The sequence below is a fragment of the Aliagarivorans marinus DSM 23064 genome (assembly GCF_000429485.1).
Classification (GTDB): Bacteria; Pseudomonadota; Gammaproteobacteria; order Enterobacterales; family Celerinatantimonadaceae; genus Aliagarivorans; species Aliagarivorans marinus.
The window spans coordinates 282,200-298,970 of the sequence record NZ_KE386909.1 but is presented as its reverse complement, the minus strand read 5'-3'; the positions used below and the strand labels follow the sequence as shown (position 1 = coordinate 298,970).

14 protein-coding genes and 1 tRNA gene are annotated in these 16,771 nt (G+C 54.5%); 10 read left to right on the top strand and 5 right to left on the bottom strand.

Features of this window, described 5'->3' with window-relative positions; all coding sequences use genetic code 11:
- Positions 1-5: 5 nt before the first annotated feature.
- The 4 genes from G461_RS0121020 to G461_RS0120995 all read left to right on the top strand — a co-directional run bounded on the left by G461_RS0121020 (position 6) and on the right by G461_RS0120995 (position 3,634).
- A tRNA-Gln gene (locus G461_RS0121020) sits at positions 6-80 on the top strand.
- Between the two features lie 185 nt (positions 81-265).
- A complete protein-coding gene (gene rhtB, locus G461_RS0121010) occupies positions 266-886 on the top strand; it encodes a homoserine/homoserine lactone efflux protein (RefSeq protein WP_026973319.1) in 621 nt (206 codons plus the stop codon).
- 109 nt (positions 887-995) lie between these two features.
- Positions 996-1,199, top strand: coding sequence for a hypothetical protein (locus G461_RS0121005; RefSeq protein WP_026973318.1), 204 nt, complete (start codon positions 996-998; stop codon positions 1,197-1,199).
- A 752-nt stretch (positions 1,200-1,951) separates the two neighbouring features.
- A complete protein-coding gene (locus tag G461_RS0120995) occupies positions 1,952-3,634 on the top strand; it encodes a hypothetical protein (protein ID WP_157360387.1) in 1,683 nt (560 codons plus the stop codon).
- 61 nt (positions 3,635-3,695) lie between these two features.
- Here the strand turns inward: G461_RS0120995 and mltC are convergent, their stop codons facing one another.
- The gene (gene mltC / locus G461_RS25100) at positions 3,696-4,871 is read right to left on the bottom strand and encodes a membrane-bound lytic murein transglycosylase MltC (protein WP_084429434.1); all 1,176 of its coding nucleotides are present in this window, start codon (positions 4,869-4,871) and stop codon (positions 3,696-3,698) included.
- A gap of 170 nt (positions 4,872-5,041) precedes the next feature.
- Here mltC and G461_RS0120985 point away from each other — a divergent pair, with 170 nt between their 5' ends.
- The gene (locus G461_RS0120985; RefSeq protein WP_026973316.1) at positions 5,042-5,419 is read left to right on the top strand and encodes a VOC family protein; all 378 of its coding nucleotides are present in this window, start codon (positions 5,042-5,044) and stop codon (positions 5,417-5,419) included.
- Between the two features lie 2 nt (positions 5,420-5,421).
- On the opposite strand, the gene G461_RS0120980 is transcribed toward G461_RS0120985, so the two are convergent.
- A complete protein-coding gene (locus tag G461_RS0120980; RefSeq protein WP_051333743.1) occupies positions 5,422-6,636 on the bottom strand; it encodes an FAD-dependent monooxygenase in 1,215 nt (404 codons plus the stop codon).
- 197 nt (positions 6,637-6,833) lie between these two features.
- On the opposite strand from G461_RS0120980, the gene miaB reads away from it, so the two are divergent.
- Genes miaB through lnt form a run of 5 tightly spaced genes read left to right on the top strand, consistent with a single transcriptional unit; the run spans position 6,834 to position 12,337 of the window.
- Positions 6,834-8,261 carry a tRNA (N6-isopentenyl adenosine(37)-C2)-methylthiotransferase MiaB gene (gene miaB, locus G461_RS0120975; RefSeq protein ID WP_026973314.1) on the top strand — a complete coding sequence of 476 codons (1,428 nt, stop codon included), beginning with the start codon at positions 6,834-6,836 and terminating at the stop codon, positions 8,259-8,261.
- Positions 8,262-8,313: 52 nt separating this feature from the next.
- Positions 8,314-9,387 carry a PhoH family protein gene (locus G461_RS0120970; protein WP_026973313.1) on the top strand — a complete coding sequence of 358 codons (1,074 nt, stop codon included), beginning with the start codon at positions 8,314-8,316 and terminating at the stop codon, positions 9,385-9,387.
- A 38-nt stretch (positions 9,388-9,425) separates the two neighbouring features.
- Positions 9,426-9,875, top strand: a complete 450-nt coding sequence (ybeY, locus tag G461_RS0120965) for an rRNA maturation RNase YbeY (protein ID WP_026973312.1) — start codon at positions 9,426-9,428, stop codon at positions 9,873-9,875.
- 15 nt (positions 9,876-9,890) lie between these two features.
- Positions 9,891-10,775 (top strand): CNNM family magnesium/cobalt transport protein CorC, encoded by an 885-nt coding sequence (gene corC / locus G461_RS0120960; protein WP_026973311.1) that lies wholly within the window; start codon positions 9,891-9,893, stop codon positions 10,773-10,775.
- Positions 10,776-10,783: 8 nt separating this feature from the next.
- A complete protein-coding gene (lnt, locus tag G461_RS25095; RefSeq protein WP_051333742.1) occupies positions 10,784-12,337 on the top strand; it encodes an apolipoprotein N-acyltransferase in 1,554 nt (517 codons plus the stop codon).
- A gap of 64 nt (positions 12,338-12,401) precedes the next feature.
- On the opposite strand, the gene G461_RS0120950 is transcribed toward lnt, so the two are convergent.
- The 3 genes from G461_RS0120950 to G461_RS25085 all read right to left on the bottom strand — a co-directional run bounded on the left by G461_RS0120950 (position 12,402) and on the right by G461_RS25085 (position 16,711).
- On the bottom strand, positions 12,402-12,902 hold the full coding sequence (locus G461_RS0120950; RefSeq protein WP_026973310.1) for a zinc ribbon-containing protein: 501 nt from the start codon (positions 12,900-12,902) through the stop codon (positions 12,402-12,404).
- A 241-nt stretch (positions 12,903-13,143) separates the two neighbouring features.
- The gene (locus G461_RS25090) at positions 13,144-15,627 is read right to left on the bottom strand and encodes a hybrid sensor histidine kinase/response regulator (RefSeq protein WP_051333741.1); all 2,484 of its coding nucleotides are present in this window, start codon (positions 15,625-15,627) and stop codon (positions 13,144-13,146) included.
- Complete coding sequence (locus tag G461_RS25085; RefSeq protein WP_084429432.1) at positions 15,617-16,711, bottom strand: cytochrome-c peroxidase; 1,095 nt, start codon at positions 16,709-16,711, stop codon at positions 15,617-15,619. Before G461_RS25085 ends, G461_RS25090 begins: the two co-directional genes overlap by 11 nt.
- Positions 16,712-16,771: the final 60 nt, after the last annotated feature.

Genomic DNA, 16,771 nt, shown 5'->3' with positions numbered 1-16,771 from the left:
GCTGTAGGGGTATCGCCAAGCGGTAAGGCAGCGGCTTTTGATGCCGCCATTCGTTGGTTCAAATCCAGCTACCCCTGCCACCTTAGAAAAGCCCGATAATCGCAAGATTGTCGGGCTTTTTGCTTTTCGGCGATCCACTGTTTGGCTTGCATCTGCCTATCAGCATCAGCTGCGACATAAGCGACAGCCGTCACAGCCACCAGCATTTACAGCCCGCCTACTGACATGTTATTTGTTGCCTTTGCTTTTCACCTAGGACAACACCATGGAACTTCAAATCTGGCTCACCTTTGTCGCCGCTTGCATCATCTTCAGCTTCGCCCCCGGCGCAGGCATGGTAGCCACCGTTAGCAATGCCCTGAATCGCGGAATGAAGGTAGCCCTGGTGAATATCGTTGGCCTACAGCTTGCCTTGGTGGTGCACCTACTGATTGTCAGCCTTGGCCTTGGAGCCCTACTCGCGCAATCCGCCACCGCCTTTACCGTGGTGAAATACTGCGGCGCCGCTTACTTAATCTATCTGGGTATCACCCAGTGGTTTAGCAAAGCCCCCGCCGCGCAAACCGACACCGACAACGGCCAGCACGCCTTGCTGCCCATCATGCGCCAGAGCCTGTTAATCAACCTCAGCAACCCTAAATCCATCGTATTCTTGGCCGCCTTCCTGCCACAGTTTATCGACCCCACTGCTGCAGCGACCAACCAATATCTGATTTTGGGTAGCACCGTGGTGGTGATCGATTGTTTGGTGATGGTGGTATATGCCCTGTTGGCAACCGTGATTCGACCGCTGTTGAGTAAGCCACGGTTTGTGGCGATGCAGAATAAGGTGTTTGCGAGTTTGTTTGTCAGCTTGGGTGTCGCTCTGGCGAAAGCAGAAAGATAGCCCTTGTAACCCGCAGGCGACTTCGCGAACACACCAGCAAGCGAAGTCGGTTGCTGTGACCCATCCAATGCTCAGGTTTACGCCCATGTGGCCAAGTCAGGAGAAGCCGATGTTTAAACACCCTACCTCCCTGCGGTGCCTGCCTAGCGCAGCTCTGCTAGCGCTAGCATTTAACGCATTCGCAGATACCACCTGCCACGAAGCGCGCACAACGGTAACCGACCTAGTCAATGAGCGCCAGATGCTGGAACTTGAGATAGATGAGCTGCAAACCCGAATTACCCAAGGTCAGGCTGAGCTGGCGCAAGTCTAGCCGGAAAGTATCGCTTATCAGCAGCTAAGCGCCGACATCAAATATTTCAAAGAGAGCCACAGCGCCAAACTTCCTTACTATCAGCATATTAATGGCCTGCATAGCGATGCGGTTGTTAGTTATCAAGCGTTTTGCTTGGAGGAGACTCAATAGGGTTGGGGGGAAGCCTGACGGCTGGTTTTTGATCTTGTTGCTGTTGGATTGGCGTTTGGGGTTTTCTTTTCTATTTGTTGAACGTTCGTGTTTCGCCCTGACGGCACCGTCGCGTACGCACCTACTTTCTCTTTCCATTGCCTAAGCGACAAGGAGGCAAAGAACAAGACTAACCTATTGCACAGGCCGCTGGCTTCACCGCGAAGATAATACTCCCCTCGGTCACGCTCCAAAGTTTGGGGCTCTCTAACCATACGGGTGGTGTTTACATCGAACATAGCGAGCCATCGAATAATATGCTGAGGCTGAAATAATCAAAACAACCAACCATGTAAAGACGCCTTTATAGCGCAATCAGCCACATAACCTTGACTTGACGGAGTGTTACCCTGAAAATCGCGCAAAATTCAACTAGCTGATTTGCGCCTTAATCAATGAGACTACTACTTCTATTACCATCACTTATCCTAATGGGTTGTAACACCGAAGGAAGGACTTCAGTTCCCCAGCCAGAGATCACGGGTATCAAAGTAAGCGGAAACTGGTTACCCAATGAAACACTGCTCGCTGAAGTCGAGTGTGATGGCTGCGAAGGGGCAATGGTTGACTACACCTGGCATCGAGACCATATGATTCTAAGTAGTAGCGACTACTATCAACTGGGTGAAGATCAAGACGACATCTTGCTTATCGTTCGAGTACACAACAGCAGCTATGAAGACTCGCGAGTATTTACGCTAACAAAGAACAAAGCAACATATTTGTATTCAGAAGAGTTTTCCCTCGATCACAACAACTCATGGAATGATAACTACTTCTCTCACAAACTAGAAAGATCGGGCTTACCACGACATAGAGAAGGAGTGTCCGGTTTAGGCACAGGTTCAATAACTGAAGTGCCCGAGGTTCTAAAAACCATTACATCTACTCTCCCGATCAATAGCAAGCTTCTATCGAATGGCCGAAGTGTCGTTTATTTAGAAAAACCCTTCCATGCTTGGGGAGATCCAGAAGCAGGAGGGATCTTGCCACCAATAACACCAACGCATGAGATCACTTCATGGCACGTTCCAACCCAAAATGGCTTCTACACGCTTGCAGGTAGGAGTTATAGCTCTGCCCCAAGCTCGACCATTTTGCTCAACTGGAACGAGCAACTCAATACGGATTATGTAAACCACTTAAGAAGACACTACAACATAAGCTCTGTCGATATGGGAAATGTAGTCGGCAACACCTATGGTTACGCACAAGCAATCAGGCCTGATATCGACAACGGCCCTACAGTGCATACATGGGGCGACTTCTCGATACCCTACGAAGAATTTGAGATTAATAATATCGTTACCGGGCGCGCTTCCGGCACACGAGTTTTTGCATCTAAAACTGGTTTCGCTGCAACGATTACCTACGGAGATACAGCTAATACCTCAAAGCTTGTATCGTGGGGGAAGCTTCCCACAGACAGTTTCGTTTTGGAGGTTCAAGCGAAAATATCAAGTGTTTACTCACATCCTCGAGGCTCGTCTTACGCAGCAGTCATATCACCAACGCATGGAGATCACGCCCCCGAAAGAGCAGTAGTAACTTGGGGGGACACACTAAGCGGTGGAGACAGCTCTTCCGTTCAGGGGGAGTTGGCGGAGTCGCACATTCACACCATTGTAAGCAATGGTAATGCGATGGTCGCACTAAACGCAGAACGCAACGTTATTGCATGGGGTAATCCCAACAAAGGCGGTACTATTCCAGCAGAAATAACTGACATCTTAGAGGGTAATGTGTCCAAAGTAGAGACCGTTGGTATGGACGGTTTCTTAGTCACGCTGAAAAACAATAATCACATGGTTTACTGGACTGGCGACGGTAGAACCGGTGAAATCCAGTTAACCTGGGAAGAAAAACTTAAATATCGCTGCGAGACTCTGGGCGCCTTTGTATCTATAACAGACAAGGGGAGGTTGCTTGTCATTGGTGCTTCCGATCAAGGAGGTGTAATACCCGATATGATTTATGCTGACCCACGCTTCAAAAATCCAAAAGATATATACTGTATGGCCAACTCCGTCGCAGTGCGCACGAGCGATAACACACTCTTTTACTGGTCAGACGCAAACTCCTATGAAATACACGAAGACGCCTTTCGAGTAGCTTCAGGTGAGAACTCTATAGTATGGCTGGATTCGCACCGAAGGATTAACGAGATTGGAGTTCATATTAGCGATGAGCAGCGCAAGCAAGCAAACCCCACGGCATGGGTTACTCACTCAAGGCCCAACTAACACCTAATCCTCGACACCAATGCAAAGCTATTGATACCAAGTGGCTAGCAGGCAACACCCGCTAGCCCTCCCCCCTCCGAAAAGCCTGTTCAGCCGAATCCACCTTCTGCAAATACCGCCGCGATTCAGCAGCCGGATGCTGGGTCGTCAACTTCTGATACACCGAAGCCGGACTCATCCCATTAATCGCCTCCGGCGCCCTATCGCGATTCGAGTGAAAGGTCTTAAACACATTCCCCGCCCCACCGTTGTAGGCCGAGATCACCGAGTAATGCCGCGAGGTGGGATTATCAATCGCCTTCAGATAGCGGGTCTCCAGCAAGTGCAGGTAGGCGGTGCCGACATCGATATTGTTCTCGGCAACAAACAGGTACTGCTGGGTTGGCTGGCCATGTTTCCCTTTCACCTTGTCAAACACATCTCGCCCGGCGGTGCTTGGCACCACCTGCATCAGGCCAAAGGCGCCAGCGTGGCTGACTGCATAGGGGTTAAAGCTGCTCTCGGTTTTCATTACCGCGTAGATCAAACTCTCGGGTACGTCGTAGTGCTTGGCGTACTTCTCAATCAGCGATTGATAGCGATACTCACGCAGTTGCTCATGCTGGCTGACTAGTGGGAATTGCACCGCCAAGAGCGGGAATTTACCCACTGTCTTTCGTTCAAGACGATGCTCGCTTAAATAGCTGGCATAGCGCTTGGCACGCCACTCCCAGCGGATCGGCTCGCCTTGATCATCCACCACTTGTTGGTAGAGAAATGGCTCGCCTTGGCTGGGGCCGAGGGGCTTGTCGGAGAAGATATCGACCTTGGCCGGGTCGTCGGGGGTGAGCAAGGTGGTGACAATCGCCTCTTCCAGCTTGGCGATTTCGCTTTCGCCAGCGAGGGTTTCGACCCGTACCCAGCCCTCTTCAAAGTTAATCTCGGCGCGGCTGCGATAGTTGTCCCAGTACTTCACAAACACCTTGGTGCTGGGGTACTTGGCGTCTTCCTCCCAAGTTTTGTCCACCGCTTGGCGCAACTTGCTAATCAGCTCGGCAATGCCCTTTAGGTCGGTTTCTAGCTTGCCGGGATTGGTGGCATATTCCGTGGCTTTGCCCTTGGCCCAACCCTCGGCGGCGGCGGAAGGGTCGCCTGCGGTAACCACCTTGGCCAGTTGATGGACATCGTTGCTGGTACATGCGATCAGTGCGGCGCTTAACGTAAGCCCGAGCATCAGCGCCTTCCACATCCTTGTCATTGCTACTTCTATTTGCTGCTGTTGATGGGCTCATTATCTTCGCCCGGCTTGGCTCAAGGCAAGTGTCTGTTTTACTTAACAGCATGCAATTTTGCCTTTTGCGGGTGTTATTGATGCGTCGCCTGAAGGAGCTATGCTGGACAGGCTCTGTCACTTTTCAAGGAAGATCAATGAATAATCCAGTCGCGTGGTTTGAGATTTATGTAGATGACTTAGATAAGGCGAGAGCCTTCTATCAAACGGTGTTTGCCGTGGAGCTGATGCAACTTAGCGATGGCTCCGATGGCAAACCAGAAATGTGGGCCTTTCCGTGGCAAGAGGACGGGGCCGGTGCTGCTGGTGCGATTTGCAAGATGCGCGGGGTCGAGCCGGGAGGCAACTCGACCATGGTGTACTTTAGTTGTGAGGACTGTGCGGTAGAGGAAGCTCGCGTTAACGGTGCTGGGGGCAAAGTGATTAATCCCAAAATGAGCATTAGCGAGTACGGATTCATCAGTATTGCCACCGATCCCGATGGTAACTGTATCGGCCTGCACTCTCAGGCGTAAAGCTAGTTACTGCGAGGCATTCCCAAGGCATAGCGCAGGGCCCAGTCTTTCAGCTTACCGCTGTTCTGGGCCGCTTTTAGCCCTAATCCGCGTAGCATCTTCAGCGGTGCAATATCGTTAGAAAAGCCCAGATAGAAGGCATCCATGGCACCTTGCATCAGCAAGTTGTCGGGCATGCGTTTGGCTTGGAAGGCCTTAAGCGCGGCGCTTGGGTCGCGCAGGCTGTCTTGCGCCGCCAGAATAGTCAGCAGCGTTGCCACATCCCGATAGCCCAGATTCACGCCCTGCCCGGCTAGGGGATTAATGGTATGGGCGGCATCGCCGATTACCACCGCGCGACCTTTGTGATAGCTCAGGGCATGCCGGCGACGCAGCGGGAAGGCGGCGCGTGCGATAATCGTGAAATCCCCGGGCAAGGGCGGGAAGTTATCGATAATCGCTTGTTTGAGCTGGGCATCGCTGAGTGCCTGCAGGCGCTTGGTGGTTGCGGCGCTGTCGTACCAAATCAGTGCCGCGTGCTGCTCGGCCAGCGGCAACAAGGCGCGTGGTCCGCTAGGGGTGAACTGCTGCCAGGTAATGTCTTGCTGCTCGGCGTCGAGCTGGATATTGATGGCAAAGCAGCGCTGGCGATAGTCCCAGGCCGAGATGCCGATGCCCAAGGCCTCGCGCATCTTGGACTCGCCGCCATCGGCCACTACCAGTAGCTCAGCCGTAATACTCTGTTGTTGCCAGCGCAGTTCGACCTGCTCGTCTTTATTCTCCAACACGTTATTCGCCACTAACTGAGGCGCATCGCCCACCGCCACGGTAACACCGGCTTGTTCGCAGGCCTGCCACAGACCGAGCTGAACCACGCGGTTCTCCAGCATAAAGCCCAGCTCTGGCAGACCAAGCTGCTCGGCGCTAAAGCGTAGCTTGTTGTCGGGCTGCTCCCAGGTGTGTAACTCGCGATAGGGGCACAGGCGCATCGCTTCGATATATTGCCAGCCGCCCAGCTCGCGTAGCAGCGACACGCTGGCCATACTCAAGGCACTGACTCGCAGGTCGATGGCTTGCTCGGGGGCAAAGGCCTTGGGGTGGTGGGTTTCGAACATCACTCCCCGCTTGCCCTGCTTGGCAAGCCCTAATGCCGCGGCTGCGCCCACCATACCGCCACCTACTATGGCTACGTCAAAGTGGGTGCTATCAAGGCCTTGGGCTTGCTCTAAGTTATCCATGAAATTCAGCCGGTTATTGTTCCTGTGGGCAGTGTAAACCAAAGCGTGTCGAGAGGCGATGCCACAAGGCCTTGGCTGTGATTCGCGTGCCCTTACAGCGGCGGTGAAAAAAGCGTCATGCGCCATCTGGTAAGCGACAGGCAAAACCGATAAAATACGCCACCTTTTGAAACTTGAAGTAAGCACACGAGACCTACATGGCGAACAAACTGCATATTAAAACCTGGGGCTGTCAGATGAATGAGTACGACTCATCGAAGATGGCAGACCTGCTAGATGCAACCCACGGCTACCAAGAAACCGAGAATGCCGATGAGGCCGATGTGCTGCTATTGAATACCTGCTCGATCCGCGAAAAAGCGCAAGAGAAGGTGTTTCACCAGCTGGGGCGCTGGAAGACCCTCAAGCAGAAAAAACCAGGCCTGGTGATTGGCGTCGGCGGCTGTGTAGCCTCGCAAGAAGGTGATGCGATCCGCCAGCGTGCGCCATACGTTGATATCGTATTCGGCCCGCAAACCCTGCATCGCCTGCCAGAGATGATCAAGCAGGTGCAAAGCGGCGAGAAAGCCGTGGTGGATGTGAGCTTCCCAGAGATCGAAAAATTCGACCGCCTACCCGACCCACGTGCCGAAGGCGCTACCGCCTTCGTATCGATTATGGAAGGCTGTAACAAGTACTGTACCTTCTGTGTGGTGCCTTACACCCGTGGTGAAGAGATCAGCCGCCCGCTCGACGATGTACTCTACGAGATTGCCACCTTGGCCGAGCAAGGCGTACGCGAAGTGAACCTGCTGGGTCAGAACGTAAACGCCTACCGTGGCGAGACCCACGATGGCGAGATCTGCCGCTTCTCGGAGCTGTTGCGCTATGTGGCCAGCATCAACGGCATCGATCGCATTCGCTTCACCACCAGCCACCCGATTGAGTTCACCGACGACATCGTTGCAGTGTACGAAGACACCCCTGAGCTGGTGAGCTTCCTGCACCTTCCGGTACAAAGCGGCAGCGACCGGGTGCTGAACATGATGAAGCGCGGCCACACTGCCATCGAGTACAAATCGATTATCCGCAAGCTGAAAAAAGCCCGCCCAGATATCGAGATCAGCTCTGACTTTATCGTTGGCTACCCGGGCGAGACCGAAGAGGACTTCCTCGATACCATGAAGCTTATCGAGCAGGTTAACTTCGATATGAGCTTCAGCTTTATCTACAGTGCCCGCCCCGGCACCCCGGCGGCCGACTTGCCGGATGATGTGAGCGAAGAGGCTAAAAAGCAGCGTCTGTACGTACTGCAAGAGCGCATCAACCAACAAGCCATGCAGGTGAGCCGCCGCATGCTCGATACCGAACAGCGTATCTTGGTGGAAGGCCCATCCAAGAAGGACCCGATGGAGATGCGTGGCCGTACCGAGAACAACCGCGTGGTGAACTTTATGGGTCGCCCCGATATGGTCGGCAAGTTTGTTGACGTGAAGGTTGTTGAGGTATTCCCGAACTCGCTACGCGGCGAAGTGGTGCGCGAAGAAGCCGAGATGGGATTGCGTGTTGCAGTAGCACCGAATACCATTTTAGATAATACCGACGGACAAGCGAACGAACTGGGAGTGGCGACCTTTACCCCCTAGTTCACCCTAACTGAATAAGGAGCCGGGCTGGCCCTGCCAGCCCCACATTACTTTGAGTCAAAAAATCACCTCTATTGAAATCTATCTTGAGCCTGCCTCAAGCCAACGTTTGGCCAGCCTATGTGGCCCCTTCGACGACAACCTGAAGCAACTTGAACGCCGTATGGGCGTCGAGATCACCCACCGCGATAACTACTTTCAGATCACCGGCCGTCACGCCCTGTGTCTGGCGGTAAGCAAGATCCTGCGCAGCCTGTACGTGGAAACCGCGCCGGTTAAAGGCGGCAGCATCCCTGACCTGGAGCCCGAGCAGGTGCACTTGGCAATCCAGGAGAGCAACGCGCTGGAGCAGGACGCCGAAGACCAGCCGGTTTACGGCAAAGAGGTCAACATTCGCACCAAGCGTGGTGTTATCAAGCCGCGCACGCCGAACCAAGCCAGCTACATCGCCAATATGCTGGGCCACGATGTGACCTTTGGTATTGGCCCGGCCGGTACCGGTAAGACTTATCTGGCCGTTGCCGCAGCGGTCGATGCGCTGGAGCGCCAAGAAGTGCGCCGCATTTTGCTCACCCGCCCAGCGGTGGAAGCCGGTGAAAAGCTTGGTTTCTTGCCCGGTGATCTCAGCCAGAAGGTCGACCCTTATCTGCGCCCGCTCTACGATGCGCTGTTCGAGATGCTCGGCTTTGAGAAGGTGGAGCGCTTAATCGAGCGTAACGTGATTGAGGTAGCGCCGCTGGCCTATATGCGTGGCCGTACCCTAAACGATGCCTACATCATCCTCGATGAGAGCCAGAACACCACGGTGGAGCAGATGAAGATGTTCCTGACCCGTATTGGCTTTAACTCGCGCGCAGTGATCACCGGTGATATCACCCAGATTGACCTGCCCCGTCATCAAAAGTCGGGCCTGCGCCATGCCATCGAAGTACTCTCTGAGGTCGAAGCGCTAAGTTTTAACTTTTTCCAGGCCGCCGACGTGGTGCGTCATCCTGTTGTAGCAGCCATCGTGCAAGCTTACGAAGTACAGGATGAGAAAGACCGCGCCGAGGAAGCCCAGCGCAAGGCCGCCCGTGATGCGAGTCGCGAAGCTGCCGCTGGCGACAACGCTGCCAAAAGCAGCTAACGCGATGATGGCACTGAAACGAAGGTAGAACTGTAACAATGGTAGAACTTGATCTACAGATTGCTTGTGAGTCCAGCGAGGGGCTACCCGCGCAGGACGTTCTGCAACAGGTACTGGACACCGCATTGAGCGAGCTCAAGCCCGAGGCTGAGCTAACGGTGCGGATTGTAGACGAGGCTGAAAGCCAGTCGCTCAATCATCAGTACCGCGACAAGGACAAGCCCACCAATGTGTTGAGCTTTCCCTTTGAAGGGCCTCCGGGCATTGAACTGCCGCTGATTGGCGACCTAGTGATTTGTCGTCAAGTGGTTGAAAGGGAAGCAGAACAGCAGGGAAAAACCGCCCTAGACCATTGGTCGCATATGCTTGTGCATGGCGCCTTACATCTGCTAGGTTATGATCATATCGATGATCAGCAGGCAGAGCAGATGGAAAGCATGGAAATCGCGTTGCTGGCCAAGCTTGGCATAGCGGATCCTTATAATTAACTTAACTAAAAGACAATGAGCGACGACAACCCCCACTCGAGCAACGGCTCGGCTAAAAAAGGCTGGATCAGTAGACTGATGCAGCTAGTACAAGGCGAGCCGCAATCCAAAGAAGAGCTAGTCGAAGTGATCCAGGAAGCCAACGAGCGCTCCCTTATCGATCACAACACCAAAGAGATGATTGAAGGCGTATTAGACGTCTCTAACCAGCGAGTGCGCGACATCATGATCCCGCGCTCGCAAATGGTCACCGTCGATGTCAATCAAACCATCGAAGAAACCGTCCCTTTACTTATCCAAGCCCGTCACTCACGCTTCCCAGTGATCAACGAGGACAAAGACCATATCGAAGGGGTCTTGCTGGCCAAAGACCTGCTGCCCTACGCCTTTAATCAAGATGATGCCACCAAGCCACTGAGCGAGATATTGCGCCCGGCGGTGGTGGTGCCAGAAAGCAAGCGCATCGACAAGCTACTCAAAGAGTTTCGCTCCGAGCGCTACCACATGGCGATTGTGGTAGACGAGTTTGGCGGGGTATCGGGGCTGGTGACCATTGAGGATATTCTGGAGCTGATCGTTGGCGATATCGAAGACGAGTTCGCCAAAGAGAGCAGCTTGCAGGAAGATATCCGCAAGATCACCGAGAAGACCTTTGCGGTGAACGCCCTCACCGAGATCGACGACTTCAACGACTACTTCGGCTGTGAACTCAGCGACGAAGAAGTCGACACCGTAGGCGGGTTGGTCACCTTGGCCTTTGGCCATCTGCCCGATGCTGGTGAAACCATCACCATCGATTCATTTCAATTCAAGGTTCGGTCTGCCAGTCGGCGACGTTTGCTGCAGCTGCAGGTAACCGTTGACGAGGCAAATATTCCGGGTCTGCACGTTCAGGAATAACCCACCCTATGTCTGCTAGCATGTTCGGCCGTAAGCCGCGTAAGCCCATGGCGCCTTTGCTTCTGGCGCTATTGCTGGGGTTGATGGCGCCCTTTGCCTTTGCCCCCTATGGCTACTGGCCGTTGATGCTGCTCTCCTTTGCTGGACTGTCGGCGCTGATGCTTCGCTCTCAGCGCCCCTTCTTGCTGGGCTTTTGTTACGGCCTCGGTTGGTTTGGCTATGGCATCAACTGGGTGCATGTGTCGATGGCGCAGTTTGGCGGTATGCCGCTGATTGCCAGCTTGGCACTAATGGCGCTATTGGCGGCCTACCTGTCGCTCTATCCGGCGCTGGCCTGCTGGCTGGCAGCGCGCTGGCGTGGACCGCGTAAGACGCTGTTCTTATTGGTTTGGTTGCCCGGCTGTTGGTTGTTCGCAGAATGGCTGCGCTCGTGGGTACTCACGGGCTTCCCGTGGCTGCAGTTTGGCTACAGTCAAATCGACTCGCCCCTCTCAGGCGTAGCGGCGATCGGCGGGGTATTTTTGGTTACCTGGCTGGTGATGCTGCTGGCCAATAGCCTTGTGCTGCTGGCGGTTGGCAGCAACGCTAAGCGGCTGCTGGCAGCGCTGGTGATTGCCGCCACTCTGCTCGGTGGCCACCAGCTCAAAGGCATTGATTGGACCGAAGACCAAGAAGCCATTGAGGTGGCCTTGGTGCAGGGCAATATCGACTTAAACATCAAGTGGCTACCGGAGTACCGCTGGCCAACTCTCAATCTCTACCAGCAGGCCACCTTCGCCTTCCCCGAGGCCGATGTGATCATCTGGCCGGAGTCGGCGATTGCTGCATTGGAGTACGAGGTGCTGGACTTCCTCCATCCGCTCAATGAGGAGCTGCTGGCCAATCAGCAGGCGCTGATTACTGGCGTTATCAGCCACGACCTGCAAAGCGATGAGTACTACAACGCCTTGATCACACTTGGTCGCTTCAACGATGACGACCCACGTGGCTATGTGTTTGAAAGCCCCAATCGCTACTACAAGAATCACCTGCTGCCGATTGGCGAGTTTGTTCCCTTTGAGGATTTGCTCAGACCGCTGGCACCCTTCTTCAACCTGCCGATGTCATCGTTTGACCGTGGCAGCGCAACCCAGCCCAACCTGCAGGTTAACGGCCACGCCTGGCTGGCTGCCATCTGCTACGAGATCGCCTTTGGTGAGCTGCTGCGCGGTCAGTTTAGCGAGCAGACCGATGCGATTATCACCGTCAGTAACGATGGCTGGTTTGGCACCTCCATCGGCCCATGGCAGCATCTGGAGATTGCCCAGATGCGCGCGGTGGAGTTCGGGCGGCCGATTGCCCGCGCCACCAACACCGGCATGAGCGTAATCATTAACAAATGGGGTGAAATTGACATGCTGCTGGAGCCTTACACTCAGGTAAGTGGCTCAGCTAGCCTAACGCCTGCCACCGGTAGCACGCCCTACCAGCAATTCGGTCGTTGGCCGCTGTGGCTACTGATGGCGCTCGCCGCCTCCAGTTTGCTGTTAGGCGGGCGAAAGCAAACTCGCCTGTTTCGCTAAAACGACAACGAGCGGGCAAGCCCGCTCGTTGACTGTCACTCATCGTTTTCTGCTATTCCTACAATTACTCCTGCATCGGCTCGGCTGAAGGTGGCAGACGATAGAACTGGGTACCGCCGCAGTTGCTGCAGGCAGCCAGTAACTCTGGGTGCCACACAGCCCGTTTGGTCCCGCACTCGGTGCACTCCACCGTGCCCAGCCCCACCAGCTCGCCTTGCTGGTAGACCCCTTGATGCTGTAAATCGCCGAGTAGCTCGTGCCACTCCACCCGAGTGGTATCGCTCATCTTGGCCAGCCAGTGCCAGATGCTGTCGCTAAGTAGCCGCATTCCCGGTGAGCCTTCAAAGGCGCGGCGGTTGTCGTCTTGCCAATCACTGAGGTCACGCCGCACATAGTTGGCGATCATCTGCCACTCGTCCTTGGTCAGATCGCTGGCCGCCTGCATGTACTTTTGGGTGGTGTCGATAAGGTGAGATAACTCTTCTTGGCTGATCTTACCGGCTTGCTGCAGACGCTTAGACAGGTCCTCAACAAACGCTTGATAGGCTTTAATCCGTTTGGGCATCGCTTCCTCCTGACTGCGCCTTACCTTCTCAAGAATAGCTGCCAGCCGAGTATTGTGCTGTGCGCTGTCCAACAAGTTATACCAATCTGGATAAGTTAATGATTCAGATATTGCGCAGAGAAAATCATTGAGGACAAGGAGGCGCTTGCCGTAACTAGTGGACTAATTACAAGAGGGTTGACGCTGTCATCAATGATTTTAACCAGCAAGAATGATCAGTTACTTATGTAGATTGGTATCACTAGCGATGCTGGTCGATTAGCCCCTGAGCAACCTGCCGATTCTCCTCCACTAAGGCGATAAAGGCCTGCAACTGCGGCTCAGTCAAGGCCTCGCCAATCGCTGCATCCACCACCTCACTGGCGCAGTGGCTGAGGTAGTCGAGGGCGAAGTTACCAGCGCTGCCTTTAATCGAGTGGGCGATGCGATGTAGCAGCTCCCAATCGCGCTGCTCGAATGCAGGCTCTAGTTGGCCTAGATACTCGTCGAAGCTGATAACAATCGCCTCAGCCAGCTCAAGCGCGATATCGGCCTCTTGATCGGCGATGTCCATGAGCACCTGCCAGGTAAGCTGGTCCTCGGGAAGCGGCTCGCTGTCATCGTTTGGTGCGCTTTGCTGCGTTTCACTGTCTAGCAGCACGTTGTTGTCTACCTGGGCGTCGCTATCAACTAAGTCCCCATTACTAAAGAACGCATCCTCATCAGCGAAGCTATCAAGCGCTGCGATATCATCTTTGCTGAGACTCTCTGCCTCAGGTTGCTCATCGCTGTCCGCCAAGACCGGCAAGTCTTCATTGCTGGGCAGCCGGTCGCTAAATAGCGCCAGCGCCTCACTAAAGGCCGTTTCTTGCAGCGGTTTGGTCAGGATATGGTTGGCGCCGGCCTCAATAAACTCATCGCGGGCTTGCTCAAACACATCGGCGGTACACGCGAAAATGAGGATGTCCAAGCCCAGTTGCTGGCGAATCGCGCGTGTGGCATCGACGCCATTCATCTCCGGCATATGGTTGTCCATGATGATCAAGTCAAAGGGCCGCTCTGCCAGTATCTCCAGCGCCAAGCGGCCGTTCTCGACCACCGAGCAGCGATGGCCGAGACGCTGGCAGAACTTGGTCATCACCATGGCATTTACCCGATTATCTTCTACCACCAGTATCGACAGCCCTTGCGGCAGCACCTGCACATCTAAACTGCGCTGCTGCAGTTGCTCTTTGGGCAGTTCGGGTAGTGCCACCGAGAAGTGGAACTCACTGCCTACGCCCGGCTCACTGGTCACGCTTATCTCGCCGTTCATCATCACTATCAGGCGGCGCACAATCGCTAGCCCCAGCCCGGTGCCACCAAAGCGGCGGGTAGTGGAGCCTTCAGCCTGTACGAAGGGGTCGAAGATAGAATCCAGTCGGTCGCTTGGGATGCCAATGCCGCTGTCTTTAATCACAAAGTTCAACGTGCGCTTATTCCCAACCATTACCCCAGACGATACCGTAAACAGCACTTCGCCCCGTTCAGTAAACTTGATGGCGTTGCTCAGCAGGTTGTAGACCACTTGGCGCAGCCGCGCCGCATCGCCGAGGTAGCAATACTGCTCATCTACATCCACGTTGAACTGCAGGGTCAAATGCTTCTCTTCAGCCAGCGAGCTAAAGGTGCTGTGGATGGGCGATAGCAGCGCCTTAAGGGTAAACGGCACCTGTTCTAACTCGAGACGATTTTGCTCCACTTTCGAGAAGTCGAGGATGTCGTTGAGGATAGCCATAAGATGGTTGCCCGACTCCAGGATCACATCCAGATACTCGCGCTGCTGCTTAGCACTGCACTCGCCGGAGGCCATCACCTGAGCGATACCCAGCACGCCATTGAGCGGGGTGCGCAGTTCATGACTCATCGAGGCCAAGAACAGCGACTTGGCCTCGTTAGCAGCATCGGCCTCTTTAGTGCGCTGCTCTAGTTTGCCCAGGGTGCCGCTAATCAGCAGCAGCCGCTCGCGGTTGTCGACCAGCAGGTAGATGAACAGCATTAATAAAGTTAGCGCTAGGGCTAAGTCCACATCGTTGGAGGAACTCGCCACTATATCGAACCAGAAGTGCTCGTTTTCATCTATCAAGCGAACCAGGTTTTCGCTGAGCAAGATTTGATTGCTGTCACTTTGGGATTGCTTCAGCTGCTGATACAACCCGACATAGCGCTGCAGCGTTTGCGCGGAATCATCACCTTGATTGCCCGCAGTGTGTTGCAACATCTCGGTGAGCATGGGGATATCAGCTAACTTGCCGTCGGGTTTGGCTGAGTCTACCAACAGTAGGTTATGAATATTCCGCTCTAAAAAAGTGCGGGCAACATTGAGACGAATATTGTTCTCCATCTCCTCCAGCAGCTTGTAGGTCTCGCCGTAGTAGGTTTGCTTGATACGATGCCACTGATGTTCATCGAACAAGAGCCTACCAAAGCGCGAATTGATGACCTTCTCCAGGTGCTGCTTGGCTTCACGGGCACGCAGCTGGATTGCCACCAGGTTGCTGGAAAGCTCAAGGGCCGGAGTGGAAGCTTCTATTTGATGCGCTAGGATACGGTCTCGCTCACTGAGTAGGGCATGACCGATTTCGACACTAGCGCTCTGGTAGGTAATCGCGAGCCGCCGTTTTAAGTCGGCTGCGCCAATCGCCAGCAGACAAAGGCTGATAGCCAATATCAACAGCATCTTGAGCTGGCTGAACTTACCCGCCATTTTCTAACACCTCCAAAATGGCCGGACGCTCCGAGTTGAGGGCGTGCAAAAAGGCGCTCAGCTCAACCACCACCAGTGGCTGCAACTCCATGCCCAGCTGCACCCGCGCCATAATTCGAATGGCCTCTTCCAGCTCGGTGACGGTGCCGTCGTGAAAATACGGCGCGGTCTTTGCCACATTGCGTAGGCTGGGCACCCGAAACACAAAACGGTCACTCTCCAGCCCGGTCTCGTTGAAGCGCCCCAAATCAGAGCCAATGGCATCGTCGTTGTAATAGCCAAAGCGCTGCAGCATCGAGCCGCCGATGTTCTCGCCTTGATGGCAGACCACACAGCCAAGCTCCTGGAAGTGCTGCCAGCCTTGCTTAGCGGCAACCGTTAGCGCCTGCTCGTCGCCCAGCAGGTAGCGGTCGAAGGCCGAAGGCGGGGTAATCAGCGCCTCCATAAAGCGCGTTAGGGCCAGCTTCACTGAGGCCTCATCGATATCGGCGAGGTCGGCTTGAGCAAAGGCTTGCTTCATCTCGGGCGAGCTAGACAGGTACTCAACTATCTCAGCCCAGCTGCTGTCCATCTCCTTGGGGTGGTGGACCGGCCCATCCATCTGGTCTTGCAGCGTCAAGGCGCGGCCATCCCAGAAAAAGCGATGGTTGTTACTAACGTTAAATACGGTGAGCGAGTTGCGCTCCCCGAGCCCACCCACACCTACCGATAGCGGCAGCGGATCGGAGCCATGGGAGTCCAGATGGTGGCAATTGGCGCAGCTCACCGCGCCATTGGAAGAGAGCTTTGGGTCGTTGAACAGGCGCCAGCCTAGGCGCACCAAGGGCGAGCTTTCTACAGCCACCGGATGCAGCGGTTTAACCAGTGCAGAGGTGATGACTGCCGAGTGATCTGTGCCGTTGTGGTGGACATCGTCATGCTCAGCATGGTCATCGTAGGCATGCTCATCATGATGATGGTGGTCAGAGTGCAAAGGGGGAAAACTAGAGACATAGGCGTGCTGCTGGTAGAAGCGCAGCGCATAGCCGAACCCGACGAGTACCATAATCGCCATTATTGCGGTCCATCGAGCCAGAGTCGGCATTCCCTAGTTCCTTGTTTTATCGGGACTATTAATAACATATGAGACAATAGAAATTGTAGC

Bases quoted from the DNA above. Each gene is read 5' to 3' on its own strand.
- rhtB (WP_026973319.1), top strand. From the start codon at position 266: ATGGAACTTCAAATCTGGCTCACCTTTGTCGCCGCTTGCATCATCTTC.
- G461_RS0121005 (WP_026973318.1), top strand. From the start codon at position 996: ATGTTTAAACACCCTACCTCCCTGCGGTGCCTGCCTAGCGCAGCTCTG.
- G461_RS0120995 (WP_157360387.1), top strand. From the start codon at position 1,952: ATGGTTGACTACACCTGGCATCGAGACCATATGATTCTAAGTAGTAGC.
- mltC (WP_084429434.1), bottom strand. From the start codon at position 4,871: ATGACAAGGATGTGGAAGGCGCTGATGCTCGGGCTTACGTTAAGCGCC.
- G461_RS0120985 (WP_026973316.1), top strand. From the start codon at position 5,042: ATGAATAATCCAGTCGCGTGGTTTGAGATTTATGTAGATGACTTAGAT.
- G461_RS0120980 (WP_051333743.1), bottom strand. From the start codon at position 6,636: ATGGATAACTTAGAGCAAGCCCAAGGCCTTGATAGCACCCACTTTGAC.
- miaB (WP_026973314.1), top strand. From the start codon at position 6,834: ATGGCGAACAAACTGCATATTAAAACCTGGGGCTGTCAGATGAATGAG.
- ybeY (WP_026973312.1), top strand. From the start codon at position 9,426: ATGGTAGAACTTGATCTACAGATTGCTTGTGAGTCCAGCGAGGGGCTA.
- corC (WP_026973311.1), top strand. From the start codon at position 9,891: ATGAGCGACGACAACCCCCACTCGAGCAACGGCTCGGCTAAAAAAGGC.
- lnt (WP_051333742.1), top strand. From the start codon at position 10,784: ATGTCTGCTAGCATGTTCGGCCGTAAGCCGCGTAAGCCCATGGCGCCT.
- G461_RS0120950 (WP_026973310.1), bottom strand. From the start codon at position 12,902: ATGCCCAAACGGATTAAAGCCTATCAAGCGTTTGTTGAGGACCTGTCT.
- G461_RS25090 (WP_051333741.1), bottom strand. From the start codon at position 15,627: ATGGCGGGTAAGTTCAGCCAGCTCAAGATGCTGTTGATATTGGCTATC.
- G461_RS25085 (WP_084429432.1), bottom strand. From the start codon at position 16,711: ATGCCGACTCTGGCTCGATGGACCGCAATAATGGCGATTATGGTACTC.